We start from the raw sequence: 17,630 nt of genomic DNA, 5'->3' as shown, positions 1-17,630 counted from the left end.
AGGAGTGGTATTCAAGCGCCGAGATCGACGCTCGCCTGTCCAGATCGCATCGGAATTCGTCTATCCTCGTGGTGGCTGGACCCGGGCCTTTCACTATGTGAAACACCGCGTCCGGCGATTGCCGGATTCACCTGAACGCATCGCCCGCGGGGTAGGGTTTGGAGTGTTTGCGGCCTTTACACCTTTTTACGGGCTGCATTTTGGCATTGCCGCCCTGGCTGCGCGATTGTTCAACGGCAATATGCTGGCTGCACTCAGCGGTACGTTTTTCGGAAACCCATTGACCTATGTGCCCATCGGGGTGGTTTGCCTTCAGACCGGGCATTTCCTGTTGGGCACCGAGTTTGAAGAGGGCGACACCCATGGGCTTATGGGGAAGTTTGCCAATGCGATCGGTGATCTCAAAGACAACCTGATTGCAGTATTCACCGACCGGGTGGCTGACTGGCACGGGCTGGGAATTTTCTACGACGAGGTTTTCTTTCCGTACCTGATTGGCGGCATTCTTCCCGGATTGCTGGCTGGGGTGGTTTGCTACTATCTCAGCCTGCCGCTGGTCCACACCTATCAGCAACGGCGTCGCGACAGGATCAAAAAGAAGTTTGAAGAAATCAAACGTCTGGCTGAATCCGAGGCTGCCGTTCCAGAGTCAAACCAACTAGGCTCGAGCCAGGATTTGGGAAAGGAATCAAAGGATGTCTGAGAACCGTTTGCGTCTCGGTGTGAATATCGACCATGTGGCCACAGTGCGGAATGCACGTGGTGGGGTCTATCCCGACCCTTTGCGCGCGGCCACGCTGGCCGAGCAAGCCGGTGCAGATGGCATTACTGCCCATCTGCGCGAAGATCGCAGGCATATTTCGGACGCAGATATTGACGGGTTGATGGAGGTTCTTTCGGTACCTCTGAATTTTGAAATGGCAGCCACGCCCGAGATGCAACAAATCGCTTTGCGCCATAAGCCGCACGCGGTCTGCATCGTCCCCGAAAAGCGCGAGGAACGGACTACCGAAGGCGGGCTGGAAGTCGCGCGCGAGGAAAACAAACTGGCCCATTTCATTGCACCTTTGCGTGATGCGGGCTGTCGCGTGTCGATCTTTATCGCCGCCGACCGTCGCCAGATCGAGGCCGCGCATCGCATCGGCGCCGAAGTGATCGAACTGCACACAGGCGCCTATTGTGACGCCCATGCCGAAGGCAAACTGGATGAGGCAGCGCAAGAGCTGGAAGGCCTGCGCGACATGTCCGCCTTTGCCCATTCGCTTGGCCTCGAAGTGCATGCCGGACATGGTCTGACATACGACACGGTCAAACCTGTCGCCGCTTTCCCCGAGGTGCGCGAGTTGAACATTGGTCACTTTCTGATTGGCGAATCGATCTTTTTGGGCATGACCCCCGCCATTCAGGAAATGCGCCGCCTGATGGATGAGGCGCGGGGATGATAACCTCGGGTTTCATAGCAATCTGGATCGCCTGGTTGATGGCCGGAGGCTCACCCGGTCCGGCAACCATGGGCATCGCCGGAACTGCAATGAACGAAGGCCGCCGCGCCGGTCTGGTCTTTGCACTGGGTATCTGTGCGGGGTCCGCTGCCTGGGGCATCGCCGCCGCGCTGGGCCTGTCGGCGATCATGCTAGCCAATGTCTGGGTGTTCGAAGTAATCCGCTATGTCGGTGTAGCCTATCTGGGCTGGCTAGCGCTCAAGGCCCTGAAACGGGCGCTGTCGTCGGATGAGATGGCGTTGGGCAACCCGGTCACCGGCTCGCTACGCACCATCTTTGCCAAAGGCGCGGCGATCCACCTGACCAACCCCAAGGCGATCCTCAGCTGGGGCTCGATTTACGCTATCGTTGCCCCGAATGACGCCAGCTTGTCGATGCTGCTTGGCTATTTCGGCCTACTTTACGCGGGCTCGCTGCTCATTTTCATCAGCTATGCATTCCTGTTCTCGTCTGAGCGCACAGTCCGCGCCTACCGCCGCGCCCGCCGCTGGTTCGATTTTGCCTTTGCCGGGTTCTTTGGGGTGGCAAGTTACAAGATTTTGACGGTGCGGTTGTCATGATCCTAGGCATCGGCACAGACCTCGCAAACATAGACCGCATTCAGGGCACGCTCGACAGGTTTGGTGACCGGTTCCGTAACCGCGTTTTTACCGACACTGAACAACGCAAGGCCGAACGCCGCGCCGACACAGCAGGCACATACGCCAAGCGCTGGGCCGCGAAAGAGGCGTGCTCCAAGGCGCTGGGCACCGGGCTTCGTATGGGGATTTCCTGGAAGGACATGGCTGTAACCAACCTTAAAACCGGCCAACCAGTGATGCATGTGACCGGTTGGGCGGCGGAACGGCTCAACGATATGACCCCCGAGGGTCATGCGGCGATCATCCACGTCACCCTAACCGATGACCACCCCTGGGCGCAGGCCTTCGTGGTGATCGAGGCGCGCCCAATTCGCGAACGCAGCGCTCTGTCTTGACTAACCCCGCCGCGCCGCGCATGTAGCACCCCAACAAACCAAGGACCGGAGAGCAGTATGGCCGAGGACGTCAAAACCGGAAATCCCGTGTGGGAGACGATCAAAACCATCGTCTATGCGCTGTTGATCGCGGGCGTTTTCCGTACCCTGTTCTTTCAACCGTTCTGGATTCCGTCAGGGTCGATGAAACAGACCTTGTTGATCGGGGATTTCCTGTTCGTCAACAAAATGGCCTATGGATATTCCTATGCCTCTTGCCCCAGTCTGATTATTCCTAGCGTCGGCCTCAATATCGACGCCGAGGATGTTTGTGGCTGGATGCAAAGTGATGACAACACCCGTATCTGGGCCGGCGATCCCGAGCGCGGCGATGTGATCGTTTTCCGTCATCCGGTGACGGGTCGCGATTACATCAAACGCCTGATTGGCCTGCCCGGCGATCGTATCCAGATCATTGAGGGCCAGATCATCCTGAACGGTACTCCGGTTCCGCAGGAACCCGATGGAGTGTTTACGGAAACCTATGAACGCCAGGGACCACAAGGCCAGTTCCCCCGCTGTGAAAACGGCGCTGTCGGGCGGGGCGGCGCCTGCGAGAAATCCCGGATGATCGAATCCCTGCCAAACGGCGTCTCGTATGAGGTGATAAATATCGGCAATCAGGGGTCGGACAATACCGGCGTCTATACCGTGCCCGTAGGCGAATACTTCTTTATGGGCGATAACCGCGACAATTCCAGCGACAGCCGCCTGCCGCAATCGGCCGGGGGTGTCGGATATGTACCCTATGAAAACCTGATTGGTCGTGCAGATCGTATCATGTTCTCATCCGCTGGCCGGTCGATGCTGTTCTTCTGGACCTGGCGCGGAGACCGCTTCTTTAAGGCTGTGAATTGAAGCTTTCCGCCGAAATAAAGGCGTTTCAAAAACGTCTGGGGTATGAATTTGCCAACCCCGAGCTGTTGGTGCGCGCGTTGACCCATGGATCGGTATCCTCGGCTACGCGCCCGGACAACCAGCGGCTCGAGTTTCTGGGCGACCGGGTGCTGGGTCTGGTGATGGCGACGGCCTTGCTGGAGGCGGACAAAAAAGCGAGCGAAGGTCAGCTTGCACCCCGGTTCAATGCGCTTGTGCGCAAAGAGGCCTGTGCAGATGTGGCGCTGCAGATTGATTTGGGTGCTGTACTGAAACTGGGCCGATCTGAAATGCTGTCCGGAGGGCGGCGCAAACAAGCTTTGCTTGGCGACGCGATGGAGGCAGTCATTGCTGCGGTTTATCGCGACGCCGGGTTCGAGGTCGCCAGCGCCGTTATCCTAAAGCTCTGGGGTGATCGCATCCACGATGTCGAGGCCGACGCCCGTGACGCCAAAACGGCGCTTCAGGAATGGGCGCAGGCACGGGGCCAGAAACCGCCCAGCTATGTCGAAGTCAGACGCTCTGGCCCGGACCATGCGCCGGTCTTCACCATCGCTGCGCGTCTTCAGGACGGGGCAGAAGAGCAGGCAACAGCAGGGTCAAAGCGTCAGGCCGAACAGGCGGCCGCCAAGTCGTTGCTGGACCGTTTGCAGAATTAGTCTACCGGGTAAAAACAGTCTGTCTCCTGAGGGCTGGCCGGAAATGCCTATCGGTCGAACACGGGTCCTATCCGGTGATGGGTCGCCCACCATACCCCACCCAATGCCATCCAGATCGCATGTGCCAAAGCTGCAAATCGCTCTGGTCCGCTGCCTCTTTCTGCGATAGGGAGGCCCATCTGCAAACAGGATCAAACCCCAGATGACGACACGCGCCGGATTTATCGCCCTGATCGGAGAGCCCAACGCAGGCAAATCCACCCTTCTGAATCGCATGGTCGGGGCCAAGGTCTCGATCGTGACACATAAGGTTCAGACGACCCGAGCCCGCATCCGGGGCGTGGCGATGGAAGGTGATGCACAGTTGGTCTTTGTGGACACGCCGGGCCTTTTCAAACCGCGTCGCCGTCTGGATCGGGCAATGGTGGCCGCCGCATGGGGCGGGGCCGCGGATGCCGATGTGGTTGTCCTGATGGTCGAAGCGCATCGTGGCATCACCGAGGGCGTAGAGCGCATCCTTGAAGGTCTGAACGAGATCGGGCAGGGCCGCACCGTCGCGCTGGCCATCAACAAGATCGACAGGGTGCAGTCCGAAGTTCTGCTGGCCCTGACCAGCGATCTCAACTCCCGCTATTCTTTCGCCGAGACATTCATGATCTCGGCCGAGAAGGGCCATGGCGTTGACGATCTGCGAAAATGGTTGGCGGGCGAATTGCCCGAGAGCCCGTGGCTATATCCGGAAGACCAGATCGCTGATCTGCCGTTGCGTATGATCGCGGCTGAAATGACACGCGAAAAGCTGACCCTGCGGCTGCATCAGGAACTGCCCTATCAGCTGACCGTCGAGACCGAGAACTGGGAAGAGCGCAAGGACGGGTCGGCAAAGATCGACCAGATAATCTATGTCATGCGCGACGGACATAAAGGTATCGTTCTGGGCAAAAAGGGCGAGACCATCAAGGCCGTCAGCCAAGCGGCCCGGGCCGAGCTGGAAGAATTCCTTGATCGCAAGATCCACCTGTTCCTGCAGGTCAAAGTCCGGCCAAACTGGCTGGAGGAATCCGAGCGCTATTCGGAAATGGGTCTGGAATTCAAAGACGGAAACGCATGACGCGACTGACGGCAGACTTCTGGGTTCACGCCTATCTGGCACGGTTACGATTTCAGGAAATACCGGCCTTTGTTGTGGCCCATGGTGACGACACAGCCGGCGCGGTTTTGATCAAGCTCAACACGTTGGACGGTCAGGCCACAGCCTTCCAGCGCAGCTTTGATCTGATGAGCGGTGAGCGCAAGTGGGTTGAACTCTCCTCTGGTCCCGAGGTCGATGTGGACGAGGCTATCCAACGCCAGCGCAGCTTTGACCCTGACCTCTGGGTGATTGAGGTCGAAGACCGGCAGGGGCGCCATTTGCTGGGTGAGGACGGTCTGGATTAGCGGTAGTAGCACAGACGCGGTGCAGGCCTCTGCCAAAGTTATGTCATAGGTCTCGGTAAGACGGTCCATTTTCGCTATTTGTATGCGTATTTAACGGATGGTGCTGAAACGGGTTGTTGCGGCATATGACGAGGATAGAGGTCTTACGTTGGCTGAAACATTTAGTCAGAAGTTCATAAAGTCAAACCTTGGTCTCGTGATGAAGCACTTCGAGGGTTTCATGGTATTTGTCGGCATTTTAGGCCCATTTGCCACGCTTCCACAGCTTGTGAAGCTCTTCTTTACCCACTCTCAACATGCGTCGGGCCAATCGCTGTTAACATGGTCGCTCTATGCGGCGTTGTCTTTGCTTTGGTTCATCTACGGTCTGATCGTCAAGAAGTTGCCCATCTATATTGGCAACGGCATTTCTATGGTGCTGAACCTTCTTATGGTACTGGGTATCCTGATCCACGCGGGGGTCACGTTCTGACCCAATAGGTCGCCGATTTCCCGGTCTCTCTTGCAGTGGTCCCGGCTTTGCGTTCTTTTGCTCGGGCAGGACTGACCCCACAAGATTGGACACGCTTTGGACTGGCGCGACCACGGCATACTTCTGACCTCACGCCGCCATGGCGAAACGGCGGCAATTATCGAGGTCTTTACCGAAGGCCACGGTCGTCATGCCGGCGTCGTACGTGGTGGAACCAGCCGCAAGATCGCGCCGATCCTGCAGCCCGGGGCGCAATTAGATGTGCTTTGGCGCGCACGGCTCGAGGAGCATATCGGCACTTTTCAGGTCGAGCCCCTGCGGTCGCGGGCGGCGGCGGCGTTTTCGGGTAGGCTTGCGCTGGCTGGATTGAATACGGTGGTGGCCCTGCTCTCGTTCTGTTTGCCTGAGCGCGAAGCGCATCCGCGCATCTATAAACAAACCGAACAGTTGATGGACCTGCTGGGTCAGGACGAAATTTGGGTGCTTGCCTATCTGCGGTGGGAATTGTCGCTGCTGGAAGAGCTGGGGTTTGGCCTTGACCTGACACGCTGTGCCGTGACGGGTGTAACAGAAGGTTTGGATTATGTTTCTCCGAAAACAGGTCGTGCGGTAAGCGCTGATGGGGCAGGGGACTGGGTGGATAGGTTGCTTCCCTTGCCACCTTGCCTGCGTGGCGTGGGCGACGCGCCGGATACCGAATTGGTGCAAGGATTGATGACCACCGGACATTTTCTAGAGAACCATGTTGCTCCGTCGTTGGGGAACAACCCTCTGCCCGGCGCACGGGCGCGGTTTATTGATCAGATCAATCGGCAGCTTTGAACACCATTTCCTGCCCGTCCTCATTGCGCAATATCAGCAGGTTCCCTGATACTTCTGATTGGGTCATGGCAAGCAGGGCGGCGAAATAGATCCCTTCTGCCTCAAGCCCGGCACAGGCGGCGCGGGTTGCTGTCAGGCCGGTCAGCTCAAACCATGGATAGGGCGCGTTAAGCCTGCCCGTGTAGCTGTTGCAGGGGGCGTTGCCCGTTACTTTGCCTTCTTCCAAAAATCTCAATAAGGCACTTGCATTGTAGGGCTGACCGTTGATCTCTTGCAGGGCCCATTCCCGGTCGGCAGCACCATAGGCCGCAACGGTTTCATCCTTCTGACATTGGAGTAATCCGGAAAGGGAAAGCAGCATTATGTAACGCAACATGGCAGAATTCCTGAAATCAGCGAAGAACAGTTTCCTGGGCTTGGACGCATTGTTTTGAACCGACTAGGTAAAGAATCGGATACAATGGTGACCGTTGACTTGCAAAACATCTTGGACATATTGAAAGCGAATAACGGGCCTTTCCTAAGACTTGGGCAGTTAGGTGGAATTATTACACCGGTATCTACGCCAGGTTTATTTGATTTTGACCTGATAGAATTGGAGCTTCGTAGTGAGCGGAAATGATGATGTTGGCATGGGGCGGATGCGACCTGTAACCAAGTTTTTTATGATTTTGATCTATGCCCTCTTTCTCTTCCTGCTGGTTGAACTGCTTTCGTATTTCACCGTGGTTTATGTGTATGACAACACGCTGGGCAATACGGCAGAGCGACATCTATACTCTTCGATCCGTGGTCACAAACTGAACCCAGACTATCAGCGAGGATTTGATACTGGCGGGCAGCGTATCCATTCCGATCAAGGGTTCCGCCACGATACGCTGATTGAACAGCCAAAACCCGACGACACGTTCCGCATTTTTCTGATGGGTGGCTCAACTGCTTATGCCATCGGATCGCAGGGCAGTATTTATCCTGACCACCCAACGCTCGCCAATCAGGAAACGGTTGCGTATTTCCTGCAGCAGGACCTGCGCGAGCGGTTGGGCGATCAGATGCCCGGTGTGACGATTGAGGTGATCAACGCCGGAGTTGTTGCGTATCACAGTTTTCAACATGTGTTGTACCTGTACGAGACGCTATATGAGTACAGCCCGGACATGATTGTGTTTCTGGATGGCCACAATGATTTTTACAATGTTGGGGTCGACAATCCGGTCCAAAGTTATGCTTACTCGTCCGCACGCATGATTGACGCCTTGAATGATCGCAAACCCTTCTTTTCAGCCTATGCGTTCCTGCGGTACCCGGCGCAGTATTCCTATACCTTCAAACTGGCTTCGAAATTTACGCAAGGCTTGTTCGACCGCTATGAAATCCCCAAAAATATCACGTATGGGGATGTTACCGCCTTGCAAAGAGACTTTTCAGCAGAGCTTGCGCAGACTGCAAAGGTCGGATTTTTGCGCAATTACAAGCTGATCGAAACATTCGGCGACTACCACGGGTTTTGCTATCACGTCTTTTTGCAGCCTGAGGTCGTCTATGAGGACACCAATGTCCTAAGCAAGACCGACCGCGAAATCGCCCAGCTCACGCGGGATTGGTACAAGCCGGGACGCGAAGATCTGATGCATCGCGCGCGGGTCGATTTCCCTGCTTTGTTTGAAGAGGCCAATGTGCCTTTCACCGATATTGCCGAGATCGGCGGCCCCCTCCACAAAGACAAGGTGCTGTATGTCGATTACACGCATCTGACGCCCGAAGGGTCAAAGCTGGTGGCTGCGCGGATGCTGCCCGTGGTGGCGGAACGGATCAGCCAGTGTAAGACCCCGTCCTAAACTCAGTAGGGTTGCTCTCCGTTTAGCAAAGCGGTGCGCACCTCCATGCGGGTACGCCAGTTGTATCGCGTATCTTCGCGCGTTGGCGCCCATGTCAGCGCGCCACTGTTGCGCCATGGGTCAAGGACGATGCCCTCGAACATCGTGTCGCCCTTTGCGCTGATCACTGCGGAATGGTGGATGATCCTCAGCGGCGTTGGCGGTGATGTAGCCCAGTGCATTTCCAGGGTGCGGAAGTTTTCGGCCCTTAAACGGCTGGTCATCGCTTCGGCCCAGTCGTTGCACAGGCCGCGCTCACGAAATCCGTTGATGACCTTGGCGTTGTGGATGATGGCCGGGTCGGTGACCTGCCATTCTCGGGCCAGACGCTGCGAATAGGTATAGGCAATGGTGGCCGCCTTCTGTGCCTCGGCTGGATCAACCGCGGGACCCATGGAACGGATGGCCAACGCCAGTTCGTCTATGTCGTTCTGCGTTGCTGTCGGCTGAGAGGTGGTGGCACAGCCAGCAAGGGCCAAGGCCGCAAGCGTGGCCAGAAGGGCAAGAATGGATCGGATCATGTGGTTCGCCGCTGGTTCGTGATCGCACGCTGATCTACCGGGAATATCGGCGCTGCGATAGGGGGAAGTTTCTGCCGTGGCTGGTCAAGGCTGAACGTAGACAGCAGGGAAGGTAAGGGCAGGATTTCGAGGAACTGAGGGCTGCAGTAGTTTGGGCAAAAAAAGACCCGGCGCGCGCGCCGGGTCAAGTCGGGGAAACAGGGTTGCCGTTACAGGTTAGCTCAGCAAACGCCGCGCGATCACCTGTGCCTGAATTTCGGCAGCCCCTTCAAAAATATTAAGAATACGTGCGTCACACAGCACGCGACTGATCTTGTATTCCAGTGCAAAGCCGTTGCCGCCGTGGATCTGCAGGCCGTTATCGGCAGCAGCCCAGGCCACGCGGGCGCCCAGCAGCTTGGCCATCCCGGCCTCAAGATCGCAGCGATGACCGTTGTCTTTTTCCCAAGCCGAGAAATAGGTCAGCTGTCGTGCGATCATGATCTCGACCGCCATCATCGCCAGCTTGCCGGACACGCGGGGGAAGTTGATCAGCGACTTGCCGAACTGTTTGCGGTCCTGCGCATATTGCATGGCGATGTCCAGCGCGCTTTGGGCCACACCGATGGCGCGGGCTGCGGTCTGGATGCGGGCGGATTCGAAGGTTTCCATGAGCTGCTTAAAGCCTTTGCCTTCTTCGCCGCCCAGTAGGTTCTCACCCTTGACCTTGAACCCATCGAAGCCCAACTCGTATTCTTTCATCCCGCGATAACCCAGAACTTCGATCTCGCCACCGGTCATGCCTGGGGTGGGGAAGGGGTTGTCGTCCGTTCCAGGTGTTTTTTCCGCCAGGAACATCGACAGGCCGCGGTGATCGGTACTGTCGGGGTTGGTGCGGGCTAGCAGGGTCATCACATGGGTCCGCGCCGCGTGGGTGATCCAGGTTTTATTGCCGGTGATCTGGTAATCACCCTCGGCATTCTTGACTGCTCGGGCGCGCAAGCTGCCCAGATCAGAGCCTGTGTTGGGTTCAGTGAAAACTGCTGTCGGCAGTATCTCGGCTCTGGCGATCTTGGGCAGCCACTGCGCTTTTTGCTCATCCGTTCCACCGGCAATGATCAGCTCGGCCGCGATCTCGGACCGGGTGCCCAGCGATCCGACGCCGATATAGCCGCGCGACAATTCTTCGGACACCACGCACATCGAGGCCTTGGAAAGACCAAACCCTCCGAACTCTTCGGGGATGGTCAGGCCAAATACACCCATCTCGGCAAGCTCCTCGATGATCTCCATCGGGATCAGCTCATCCTTAAGGTGCCAATCATGGGCGTTTGGTTCGACTTTTTCCTGGGCATAGCGGCGGAACTGGTCGCGGATCATTTCCAGTTCTTCGTCCAGGCCCGACGTTCCGAACATCGTGGCACCGGCCTGTTCTTCCATCAGTTCAACCAAGCGACCGCGTGCGGCCTGTGAATTGGCCTGTGCCATCAGTGTCTGAACTTCGGCGCATTGGAAACCGGACAGCGCGTCCCAGCCCAGACCCATGTCCTGAAGACGCAAAATCTCGCCCTGGTTCATTGGGATGCCGCCCGCGACCTGATGCAGGTATTCACCAAAGGCGATTTGGTGCAGCAGCTGTTCGATCTCGCCGAATTTGCCTTCTGCCTCCAAAGCATCGGCCCAGCGTTGCATCTGCTGCAGCGACTGGTTGTATGTTGCCAGCCATGCCAACCCATGAGCGGCGGTCTGATTGGCCTCGATCAGAGCACCGGACACGCGACCATCTTCTGTCACCATCGCGCGGACCGACTCGCGGGCGCGTTCGAATACGGTGTCCACGGCGGGCAGAGCCGCACGTGTCAGCGTTAGAAGCTCGGGCAAAATCGCGGATGTAATCATCTGGGTCATATCCTGTCCGTCATGGGCCATGAATCAGCTTTCTCCTAAAGTCGTCTGGTCATATCATGCTGCACGTGCAGCGCAACAAAAATACGAATTATGCGACTAAAAAGTTCTAAAGTTGCTTGATCATTTTTGCAGTGCAGCACCCGTCAGGAGTGATATCAGGGGGACATGACGTTGTTTTCTATGCTCTCTGCCCAAGAACTGCTGCTGGCCTGTGGGGTTGCCTTCATTGCCGGTTGGGTCAAAGGCATGGTCGGGTTTGCCATGCCAATGGTTCTGATCTCGGGGCTGAGCATGTTCCTTTCGCCGGATATGGCGATCGCGGGGCTTATTCTGCCAACCCTGGTGACAAATGGGGTGCAGGCATTGCGCGGGGGTGTTCCGGCCGCCGTGTCCTCGATCCGTCAGTTCCGTGTATTTCTGGTTGTCGGGTTGGTGTTTCTGCTGATTGGTGCTCAGTTGGTCAGCGCTGTGCCAGCATCAACTTTTTTGTTGATGATTGGCATCCCGGTGACAGTCTTTGCATTGATCCAGGTATTGGGTCTGCGTCTGAAATTGGCCAGCCCATCTGCCCGAATAGAGGCCATGATCGCCGCGGTTGCAGGCTTTGTCGGGGGGATGTCTGGAATTTGGGGGCCACCAACCGTGGCCTATCTGACCGCCTTAAACACCCCGAAAGCGGTGCAGATGCGTGTGCAGGGGGTCATCTATGGTTTGGGGGCGTTGGCGTTGCTGTTCGCGCATATGGGCTCCGGGATTTTCCGCGCCGAAACCGCTCCGTTCTCGGCTGCTTTGGTGCTGCCGGGGCTTGCGGGCATGTGGGTGGGGTTGCAACTGCAGTCGCGCATAGATCAGGCGCTGTTTCGCAAGATCACCCTGTTCGTGCTGCTTATCGCAGGGCTGAACCTGTTGCGGCGCGGGCTGATGGGCTAGGCACGCCGATCTATCGCGCGCAGCGTGAAATAGAGCCCCAGCATCAGAAAGAACAGGCCCGAGATATCGCCGATCAGGAAGGCGATATATTCCAACCCACCGCTGCCAAAAGCCAGATTGGTCAGCACGGACACCAATATTGACGTGACGATCCCGACCCCCATGACGCAGGACCAGCATGGTTTGCGGTCCGGGTGGGGAAACAGATCGAAGCCGACCCATTTGCATAGGTAAAATACAGCAGGAACGGTTGTGACGGCGATTGCAATGGCGGCCAGACGGTTGGGCAGGAAGACGTCGCTTCCGCCGAGAAAGGCAAACACAAGAAAGACCCCGGGCAAGAGCGCAAAAATCGCCCGCCACCCCAACAACCAAGCAGAGAGCACACGCACACCATGCGGGAGAAACAGCAAGCTGGCCTTGCTGGGATATTCGGGGAAGAATACGTTCTGCAGTGGCATCAGAACCTCGAACGTAAGGAACGAGGCAATCACGTAGGCCAGTGAGGCAAAGAACGTTTCAGAGGCCCATCTGCGCACGGCGGTCAGCCAGCAATGCGCAGATCAAACGCTTTACTACTTAGGCGCATGCACAACATACCGTCCACGGTTCGCGCTACCGCTTTGTGACAAATACCCCTTCTGCACCAGCGACTTCAGCGCACGAAAAAAGGTCGGGCGCGAGACGCTTTGCACAAGCGTGTGTTCAATCAACCCAAATGTCCGAACTTCCTGGTCAGCTTTGGACAGTTCTTCGGCGGCGTAATAGATATCGCGCTCTACCGGTGAGAGTTGTTCCAGCCCCAACGTGCGCTCCATGCTTTGCATCAGTTTGCGCAGTTCGGTCAGTTTCAAGATTTCAGTCATTTCGTTACCTGTCGTTTCCCATGTCACGCGCTGCGACAAAGCAGCGGTATGAGACGAACTGAAATCTGAATGTTCAGAAAGTCTCATATTGACACTCATCCCCATTGGCATACACTTGCTATCTGATTAGGTTTCTCAATTCGCGAATGTGAGCGCGCGGCTGAGTTACCCAAGGTATTTTTAGACAACGCCCGGCGCGATTGCGTCGGGCGAATTTGTCTTAATGACATCATTGGATAGCTTAAACCGGCAAATCGGGCAACGAATTTGTAAGGACACCTTACGTTAGACGTATAAGGACGATTGCCAACAGATGTGCTGTCCGAAAAAAAGGGGAGAGGTTTGCCCCCTTTTGCAACATTAACCGATTGCTACGGCTTTGATGTCTTCGTCGATGAAAGGCAGATACTGCTCAAAGTTTTCAGCAAACATCTGAACCAACTTCTCAGCCTGTTTATCGAAAGCGGCCTGGTCGTCCCAGGTGCGACGCGGATCCAGCAGAACTTCGGCGACACCGGGGACGGAAACCGGCACATCAAAGCCAAAATTCGCATCCTTGCGGAATTCCGCATCCCGAAGCGATCCATCCAGAGCGGCAGTCAGCAAACCGCGGGTCGCACGGATCGGCATCCGGCTGCCAACGCCATAGGCGCCGCCAGTCCAGCCGGTATTCACCAGCCAGCAGGTCGCGCCGTGCTGGGCGATCTTGTCGCGCAGCAGGTTGCCATAGACTTCTGGGCGACGCGGCATGAACGGCGCGCCAAAGCATGTCGAGAATGTGGGTTGGGGCTCGGTCACGCCGCGCTCTGTGCCAGCAACCTTCGAGGTGAAGCCCGACAGGAAGTGGTACATCGCCTGAGCGGGGGTCAGCCGCGCAATCGGGGGCAGAACACCAAACGCGTCACAAGTCAGCATGATGATGTTCTTCGGATGCCCGCCCAACGCGCTTTTCGAGGCATTGGAGATATACTCGAGCGGATAGGCGCAACGCATGTTTGCGGTCAGCGAGTCATCTTCGAAATCCAGCTCCTTGGTCTCGGGATCGAAAACCATATTCTCGATCACGGTGCCGAATTTGCTGGTGGTTGCATAGATCTCGGGTTCGGCCTCGGCGTTCAGGTTGATCGTCTTGGCATAGCACCCGCCCTCGAAGTTGAAAGTGCCACGGTCTGACCATCCATGTTCGTCATCGCCAATCAAGGTGCGGGCCGGATCAGCGGACAGGGTGGTCTTGCCAGTTCCCGAGAGGCCAAAGAAGACTGCGGTATCAACGGGATTGCCGACCGCGTGGTTCGCCGAGCAATGCATCGGCATCACGCCTTTTTCGGGCAGCATGTAATTCAGCAGGGTGAAGACGGACTTCTTGTTTTCACCGGCATATTCTGTGCCGCCGATCAGAATCAATTTGCGGTCGAAGTTCAGTGCGATCACTGTCTCGCTACGGCAGTTGTGCTTGGCCGGATCAGCCTGGAAGCTGGGACAGTTGATGATTGTGAAATCCGCGATGAACTCATCCAGGTCTTCACGATCCGGGCGGCGCAGCAAGTGACGGATGAACAGATTATGCCATGCCAGTTCGGTGACCATGCGCACGTTGATCGAATAAGCGGGGTCGGCGCCACCGACTAGATCCTGCACAAAATAGTCACGACCCTTCATGTGCTCGATCATATCGGCATAAAGCGTTTCGAAACCCTCGGGGCTCATCTCGGCGTTGTTTTCCCACCAGATCGAATCGGCGACACTGTCGGTGCGGACAACATGTTTGTCCTTGGGAGAACGGCCAGTGAACTTGCCGGTACTGACAAGAAAAGCTCCGCCATTGCCAAGTGTACCTTCACCCCGCTTGAGGGCTTCTTCAATCAGTGCCGGTTCCATGAAGTTGTAATAGACATTGCCCAGACCCTCGATGCCCTGATCTTCGAGGCGGAATTGCGGGTTCACCCGTCCAGATGTCATGTTTGTCTTCTCCTGTGGCGGCGCGGCGGCAGATTGGCCAAGGTGCGCTCTTGGGGCAGTGTACCGGGAAAACCGGCGATTGGGCGGGTCTTATCATGGTCGTTTAGTGCGTGAACAGGACGGTTTGGCGCAGTTAGCGCAACCAAGTTCAGGTTTAGCGCCACCATGTTTTTTCTGCAGGAAATACAGACACTTTTCGAAGGCCATTAACGGCTTTTTTGCCGCATGTGTGTGACAACAATCGCACGATTCGTAGATGGCGATTGATTCGCGGCCATAAAAACGACAAAAATGCCCTACAAATAAGCGAATTGTTTCGTATGAGAGCAGGAATAGGGGTTAACCCGATGTCAAAGATTGCACTGGTGGATGACGACAGGAACATTCTGACGTCCGTATCCATGACGCTCGAAGCCGAGGGTTTCGAGGTAGAAACGTATAACGACGGGCAGGCTGCTCTGGATGCGTTTAACAAGAAGCTGCCCGATATGGCAGTGCTGGATATCAAGATGCCGCGTATGGATGGCATGGATTTGCTGCAGCGACTGCGGCAGAAGACTCAGATGCCGGTGATCTTTCTGACTTCGAAAGATGACGAGATCGACGAAGTTCTGGGTTTGCGCATGGGTGCTGATGATTATGTCAAAAAGCCCTTTTCGCAACGGTTGCTGGTAGAACGGATACGGGCCTTGCTGCGCCGTCAGGAAGCGACCTTGGGTGATCCCGTGGCTGCCAACACAGGCGACGCCAAGGTGATGGAACGGGGCGAATTGCGGATGGACCCCTTGCGCCACGCGGTGAGCTGGAAGGGATCGGATGTCTCTTTGACAGTGACCGAGTTCTTGCTACTGCAGGCCTTGGCGCAGCGTCCGGGATTTGTCAAAAGCCGCGATCAGCTGATGGATGTTGCCTATGACGATCAGGTCTATGTAGATGACCGCACGATCGACAGCCACATCAAGCGTCTGCGCAAAAAGATGCGCGCTGCTGATCCGGAGTTTTCGGCCATCGAAACGTTGTATGGTATTGGGTATCGGTACAACGAAGAATAAGCGTGGCCTAAGTTAAGGGGTTACTGGGTCTCGTGCGCGATACTGAGCAAGAAAACGAGTTACGCGACGGTGACGTCGTTCTGGGGGATGACTGGGTCATCCCCCAGAACGACGATTCCGCCGAACTCAGGGCCAGACGCGGCCGCCGCAATCTGTTTTCCCTGCGGGGCTCGCCTCTGGCGCGCAAGATCATCACATTCAACATGATTGCATTGGTGATTCTGGTCACCGGATTGCTATATCTGGATAATTCGCGAGAAGAACAGGTGCAGCAAACCGCCCGGAACCTGGTTGGTGATGCGCAGTTGGTCAGCAACGTATTTGAAACCCAGCTGCGACAGAATGTGACTGGCATTACCCGCGACGCGGCCATCCTGGATGTCAAAGATACGTTGGCTGGTCTCAGCCTGCCGGTCGGCGGTGAAGTCTTTGTTTACGATGCTCGTGGGACGCTGATTGGTTGGACGCGCGGCGCGCCTGCGGTCTCAGAGATGCCGGTCATGCTGCGCTCAGAAGCTGATGCGCAGACTGGAAGCACACTGATCAGTGATGCCTTGAACGCGGTCTGGACCGGGCTGTCCAAAGTGTTCAAGCAAGATGAAACCAGCGAAGCGCCAACCTTGGCCCAACGCGTTCAGGCCATAATTCCACAGGCGCTGACCGGGCATATTCAGGTTCAGGCGGTTCAGGATGACGCAGGCGAAACGGTTATCGTTGCTGCGGCCCCGATCCAACTGGATGGAAAGCCCGTTGGCGCGGTTGCCATGGCCGGTCCCGCCGGAGAAATCGACGCATTGGCCCGCCGTGATCAAGAGCGGATCCTGCGCATGTTCGTCGTGGCGCTTTTGGTGTCAGTCGGATTGAGCCTTGTCCTAGCATCGACCATCGCCAACCCGTTGGCCGACTTGGCATCCGCCGCCGAGATGGGCAAAGACCGCGGTGCGGGGGTCAACCCGGGCCGCATCCGCATCCCCGATCTGAGCGCGCGACCGGACGAAATCGGACGACTCAGCCGAGCTTTGCGCGGCATGGTTACCGCGCTGTACAACCGGATTGATGCAAACGAACAATTCGCGGCAGATGTGGCGCATGAGATCAAAAACCCCCTAGCCAGCCTTCAATCCGCTGTGGGCACGTTGCGCATGGTTAAAAGAGACGACCAGCGCGACAAGCTGATGGGGGTGATCGAACATGATGTCCGTCGGCTGGATCGTCTGGTCAGCGACATTTCGAACGCCTCGCGCCTGGATGCCGAACTGGTCAAGGAGGAAGAGCAGCCATTTGATTTGTTGAACCTGATCGGAAACCTCGGTCAGTATCTGGGCGAGGATGCGCGCGCCAAGGGAATCGATTACATCACTGATCTGCCGCCCGAACCAATCACCGTGACCGGGCTTGAGGCGCGATTGGCGCAGGTGTTCGTAAACCTGATCACCAATGCGATTTCCTTCTGCGAAGAAAGCGATGCCATACGTGTGTGGGTACGCCGGCGCGAGGATCGGGTTCTGGTTGTTGTTGAAGACACCGGCCCAGGCATCCCCGAGCAAGCCCTGACCAAAGTGTTCAAAAGGTTCTATTCCCAGCGGCCAGCCGAGCATTTCGGCAATAATTCGGGGTTGGGTCTGGCAATTTCCAAGCAGATCGTCGAGGCGCATGGCGGGGTGATTTGGGCCGAAAATATCCGCCCGACCGAAGCGGACATAACATCAGACCCTCAAGGCGCGCGATTTGTCGTGGGCCTGCCGGTTTGATGCG

20 protein-coding genes are annotated in these 17,630 nt (G+C 56.7%); 14 read left to right on the top strand and 6 right to left on the bottom strand.

Going from position 1 to position 17,630, the window contains the following annotated elements; translation table 11 throughout:
• Window positions 1–4 precede the first annotated feature (4 nt).
• From AC2FJW_RS17275 to recO, 10 genes are all read left to right on the top strand, one after another.
• Entirely contained in the window at window positions 5–703 is a 699-nt protein-coding gene (locus AC2FJW_RS17275) for a DUF2062 domain-containing protein (RefSeq protein ID WP_142639238.1), read from the top strand.
• Complete coding sequence (locus AC2FJW_RS17270) at window positions 696–1,442, top strand: pyridoxine 5'-phosphate synthase (protein ID WP_142639241.1); 747 nt, start codon at window positions 696–698, stop codon at window positions 1,440–1,442. The genes AC2FJW_RS17275 and AC2FJW_RS17270 overlap by 8 nt, the downstream gene beginning before the upstream one ends.
• On the top strand, window positions 1,439–2,062 hold the full coding sequence (locus tag AC2FJW_RS17265; protein ID WP_271951355.1) for a LysE family translocator: 624 nt from the start codon (window positions 1,439–1,441) through the stop codon (window positions 2,060–2,062). The genes AC2FJW_RS17270 and AC2FJW_RS17265 overlap by 4 nt, the downstream gene beginning before the upstream one ends.
• Window positions 2,059–2,478 carry a holo-ACP synthase gene (gene acpS / locus AC2FJW_RS17260; protein WP_142639245.1) on the top strand — a complete coding sequence of 140 codons (420 nt, stop codon included), beginning with the start codon at window positions 2,059–2,061 and terminating at the stop codon, window positions 2,476–2,478. The genes AC2FJW_RS17265 and acpS overlap by 4 nt, the downstream gene beginning before the upstream one ends.
• A gap of 57 nt (window positions 2,479–2,535) precedes the next feature.
• Entirely contained in the window at window positions 2,536–3,375 is an 840-nt protein-coding gene (lepB, locus tag AC2FJW_RS17255; RefSeq protein ID WP_496750798.1) for a signal peptidase I, read from the top strand.
• Window positions 3,372–4,052 (top strand): ribonuclease III, encoded by a 681-nt coding sequence (gene rnc / locus AC2FJW_RS17250; RefSeq protein WP_496678783.1) that lies wholly within the window; start codon window positions 3,372–3,374, stop codon window positions 4,050–4,052. Before lepB ends, rnc begins: the two co-directional genes overlap by 4 nt.
• A gap of 202 nt (window positions 4,053–4,254) precedes the next feature.
• A complete protein-coding gene (era, locus tag AC2FJW_RS17245) occupies window positions 4,255–5,163 on the top strand; it encodes a GTPase Era (RefSeq protein WP_496690318.1) in 909 nt (302 codons plus the stop codon).
• Entirely contained in the window at window positions 5,160–5,489 is a 330-nt protein-coding gene (locus AC2FJW_RS17240) for a DUF1491 family protein (RefSeq protein WP_142639253.1), read from the top strand. The genes era and AC2FJW_RS17240 overlap by 4 nt, the downstream gene beginning before the upstream one ends.
• A 97-nt stretch (window positions 5,490–5,586) precedes the next feature.
• Window positions 5,587–5,961 (top strand): SemiSWEET transporter, encoded by a 375-nt coding sequence (locus AC2FJW_RS17235; RefSeq protein ID WP_496750797.1) that lies wholly within the window; start codon window positions 5,587–5,589, stop codon window positions 5,959–5,961.
• Between the two features lie 96 nt (window positions 5,962–6,057).
• A complete protein-coding gene (gene recO, locus AC2FJW_RS17230) occupies window positions 6,058–6,783 on the top strand; it encodes a DNA repair protein RecO (protein WP_496703725.1) in 726 nt (241 codons plus the stop codon).
• On the opposite strand, the gene AC2FJW_RS17225 is transcribed toward recO, so the two are convergent.
• Window positions 6,767–7,159 (bottom strand): META domain-containing protein, encoded by a 393-nt coding sequence (locus tag AC2FJW_RS17225; protein WP_496750795.1) that lies wholly within the window; start codon window positions 7,157–7,159, stop codon window positions 6,767–6,769. The two genes, recO and AC2FJW_RS17225, sit on opposite strands and share 17 nt — an antisense overlap.
• Before the next feature lie 232 nt (window positions 7,160–7,391).
• Here AC2FJW_RS17225 and AC2FJW_RS17220 point away from each other — a divergent pair, with 232 nt between their 5' ends.
• Complete coding sequence (locus AC2FJW_RS17220; protein WP_496750794.1) at window positions 7,392–8,621, top strand: SGNH/GDSL hydrolase family protein; 1,230 nt, start codon at window positions 7,392–7,394, stop codon at window positions 8,619–8,621.
• A gap of 2 nt (window positions 8,622–8,623) precedes the next feature.
• On the opposite strand, the gene AC2FJW_RS17215 is transcribed toward AC2FJW_RS17220, so the two are convergent.
• A complete protein-coding gene (locus AC2FJW_RS17215; protein WP_496750792.1) occupies window positions 8,624–9,181 on the bottom strand; it encodes a hypothetical protein in 558 nt (185 codons plus the stop codon).
• 216 nt (window positions 9,182–9,397) lie between these two features.
• On the bottom strand, window positions 9,398–11,089 hold the full coding sequence (locus tag AC2FJW_RS17210; protein ID WP_496750791.1) for an acyl-CoA dehydrogenase family protein: 1,692 nt from the start codon (window positions 11,087–11,089) through the stop codon (window positions 9,398–9,400).
• Window positions 11,090–11,233: 144 nt separating this feature from the next.
• On the opposite strand from AC2FJW_RS17210, the gene AC2FJW_RS17205 reads away from it, so the two are divergent.
• A complete protein-coding gene (locus AC2FJW_RS17205) occupies window positions 11,234–11,998 on the top strand; it encodes a sulfite exporter TauE/SafE family protein (RefSeq protein ID WP_496692203.1) in 765 nt (254 codons plus the stop codon).
• Here AC2FJW_RS17205 and AC2FJW_RS17200 read toward each other — a convergent pair.
• The 3 genes from AC2FJW_RS17200 to AC2FJW_RS17190 all read right to left on the bottom strand — a co-directional run bounded on the left by AC2FJW_RS17200 (window position 11,995) and on the right by AC2FJW_RS17190 (window position 14,823).
• Complete coding sequence (locus tag AC2FJW_RS17200; protein ID WP_496698419.1) at window positions 11,995–12,537, bottom strand: hypothetical protein; 543 nt, start codon at window positions 12,535–12,537, stop codon at window positions 11,995–11,997. The genes AC2FJW_RS17205 and AC2FJW_RS17200 overlap by 4 nt on opposite strands.
• 36 nt (window positions 12,538–12,573) lie before the next feature.
• On the bottom strand, window positions 12,574–12,951 hold the full coding sequence (locus AC2FJW_RS17195; RefSeq protein WP_246097302.1) for a hypothetical protein: 378 nt from the start codon (window positions 12,949–12,951) through the stop codon (window positions 12,574–12,576).
• A gap of 273 nt (window positions 12,952–13,224) precedes the next feature.
• Window positions 13,225–14,823 (bottom strand): phosphoenolpyruvate carboxykinase, encoded by a 1,599-nt coding sequence (locus tag AC2FJW_RS17190; RefSeq protein ID WP_142639267.1) that lies wholly within the window; start codon window positions 14,821–14,823, stop codon window positions 13,225–13,227.
• 347 nt (window positions 14,824–15,170) lie between these two features.
• On the opposite strand from AC2FJW_RS17190, the gene AC2FJW_RS17185 reads away from it, so the two are divergent.
• Window positions 15,171–15,875, top strand: coding sequence for a response regulator transcription factor (locus AC2FJW_RS17185; protein ID WP_496750789.1), 705 nt, complete (start codon window positions 15,171–15,173; stop codon window positions 15,873–15,875).
• Window positions 15,876–15,907: 32 nt separating this feature from the next.
• Window positions 15,908–17,626: a sensor histidine kinase gene (locus tag AC2FJW_RS17180; RefSeq protein ID WP_496750787.1), complete on the top strand. Its 1,719-nt coding sequence runs from the start codon at window positions 15,908–15,910 to the stop codon at window positions 17,624–17,626.
• Window positions 17,627–17,630: the final 4 nt, after the last annotated feature.

The organism is Ruegeria sp. CDSA020, from assembly GCF_059612345.1.
The sequence above is the reverse complement of the archived record's forward strand: the minus strand, read 5'-3'. Positions and strand labels throughout refer to the sequence as shown.

Excerpts from the sequence above, each read along its gene's own strand:
- lepB (WP_496750798.1), top strand. The coding sequence starts at position 2,536 with ATGGCCGAGGACGTCAAAACCGGAAATCCCGTGTGGGAGACGATCAAA.
- AC2FJW_RS17190 (WP_142639267.1), bottom strand. The coding sequence starts at position 14,823 with ATGACATCTGGACGGGTGAACCCGCAATTCCGCCTCGAAGATCAGGGC.
- AC2FJW_RS17185 (WP_496750789.1), top strand. The coding sequence starts at position 15,171 with ATGTCAAAGATTGCACTGGTGGATGACGACAGGAACATTCTGACGTCC.
- era (WP_496690318.1), top strand. The coding sequence starts at position 4,255 with ATGACGACACGCGCCGGATTTATCGCCCTGATCGGAGAGCCCAACGCA.
- AC2FJW_RS17265 (WP_271951355.1), top strand. The coding sequence starts at position 1,439 with ATGATAACCTCGGGTTTCATAGCAATCTGGATCGCCTGGTTGATGGCC.
- AC2FJW_RS17195 (WP_246097302.1), bottom strand. The coding sequence starts at position 12,951 with ATGAGACTTTCTGAACATTCAGATTTCAGTTCGTCTCATACCGCTGCT.
- AC2FJW_RS17270 (WP_142639241.1), top strand. The coding sequence starts at position 696 with ATGTCTGAGAACCGTTTGCGTCTCGGTGTGAATATCGACCATGTGGCC.
- AC2FJW_RS17210 (WP_496750791.1), bottom strand. The coding sequence starts at position 11,089 with ATGGCCCATGACGGACAGGATATGACCCAGATGATTACATCCGCGATT.
- AC2FJW_RS17205 (WP_496692203.1), top strand. The coding sequence starts at position 11,234 with ATGACGTTGTTTTCTATGCTCTCTGCCCAAGAACTGCTGCTGGCCTGT.
- AC2FJW_RS17235 (WP_496750797.1), top strand. The coding sequence starts at position 5,587 with ATGGTGCTGAAACGGGTTGTTGCGGCATATGACGAGGATAGAGGTCTT.
- AC2FJW_RS17225 (WP_496750795.1), bottom strand. The coding sequence starts at position 7,159 with ATGTTGCGTTACATAATGCTGCTTTCCCTTTCCGGATTACTCCAATGT.
- AC2FJW_RS17215 (WP_496750792.1), bottom strand. The coding sequence starts at position 9,181 with ATGATCCGATCCATTCTTGCCCTTCTGGCCACGCTTGCGGCCTTGGCC.
- acpS (WP_142639245.1), top strand. The coding sequence starts at position 2,059 with ATGATCCTAGGCATCGGCACAGACCTCGCAAACATAGACCGCATTCAG.
- AC2FJW_RS17240 (WP_142639253.1), top strand. The coding sequence starts at position 5,160 with ATGACGCGACTGACGGCAGACTTCTGGGTTCACGCCTATCTGGCACGG.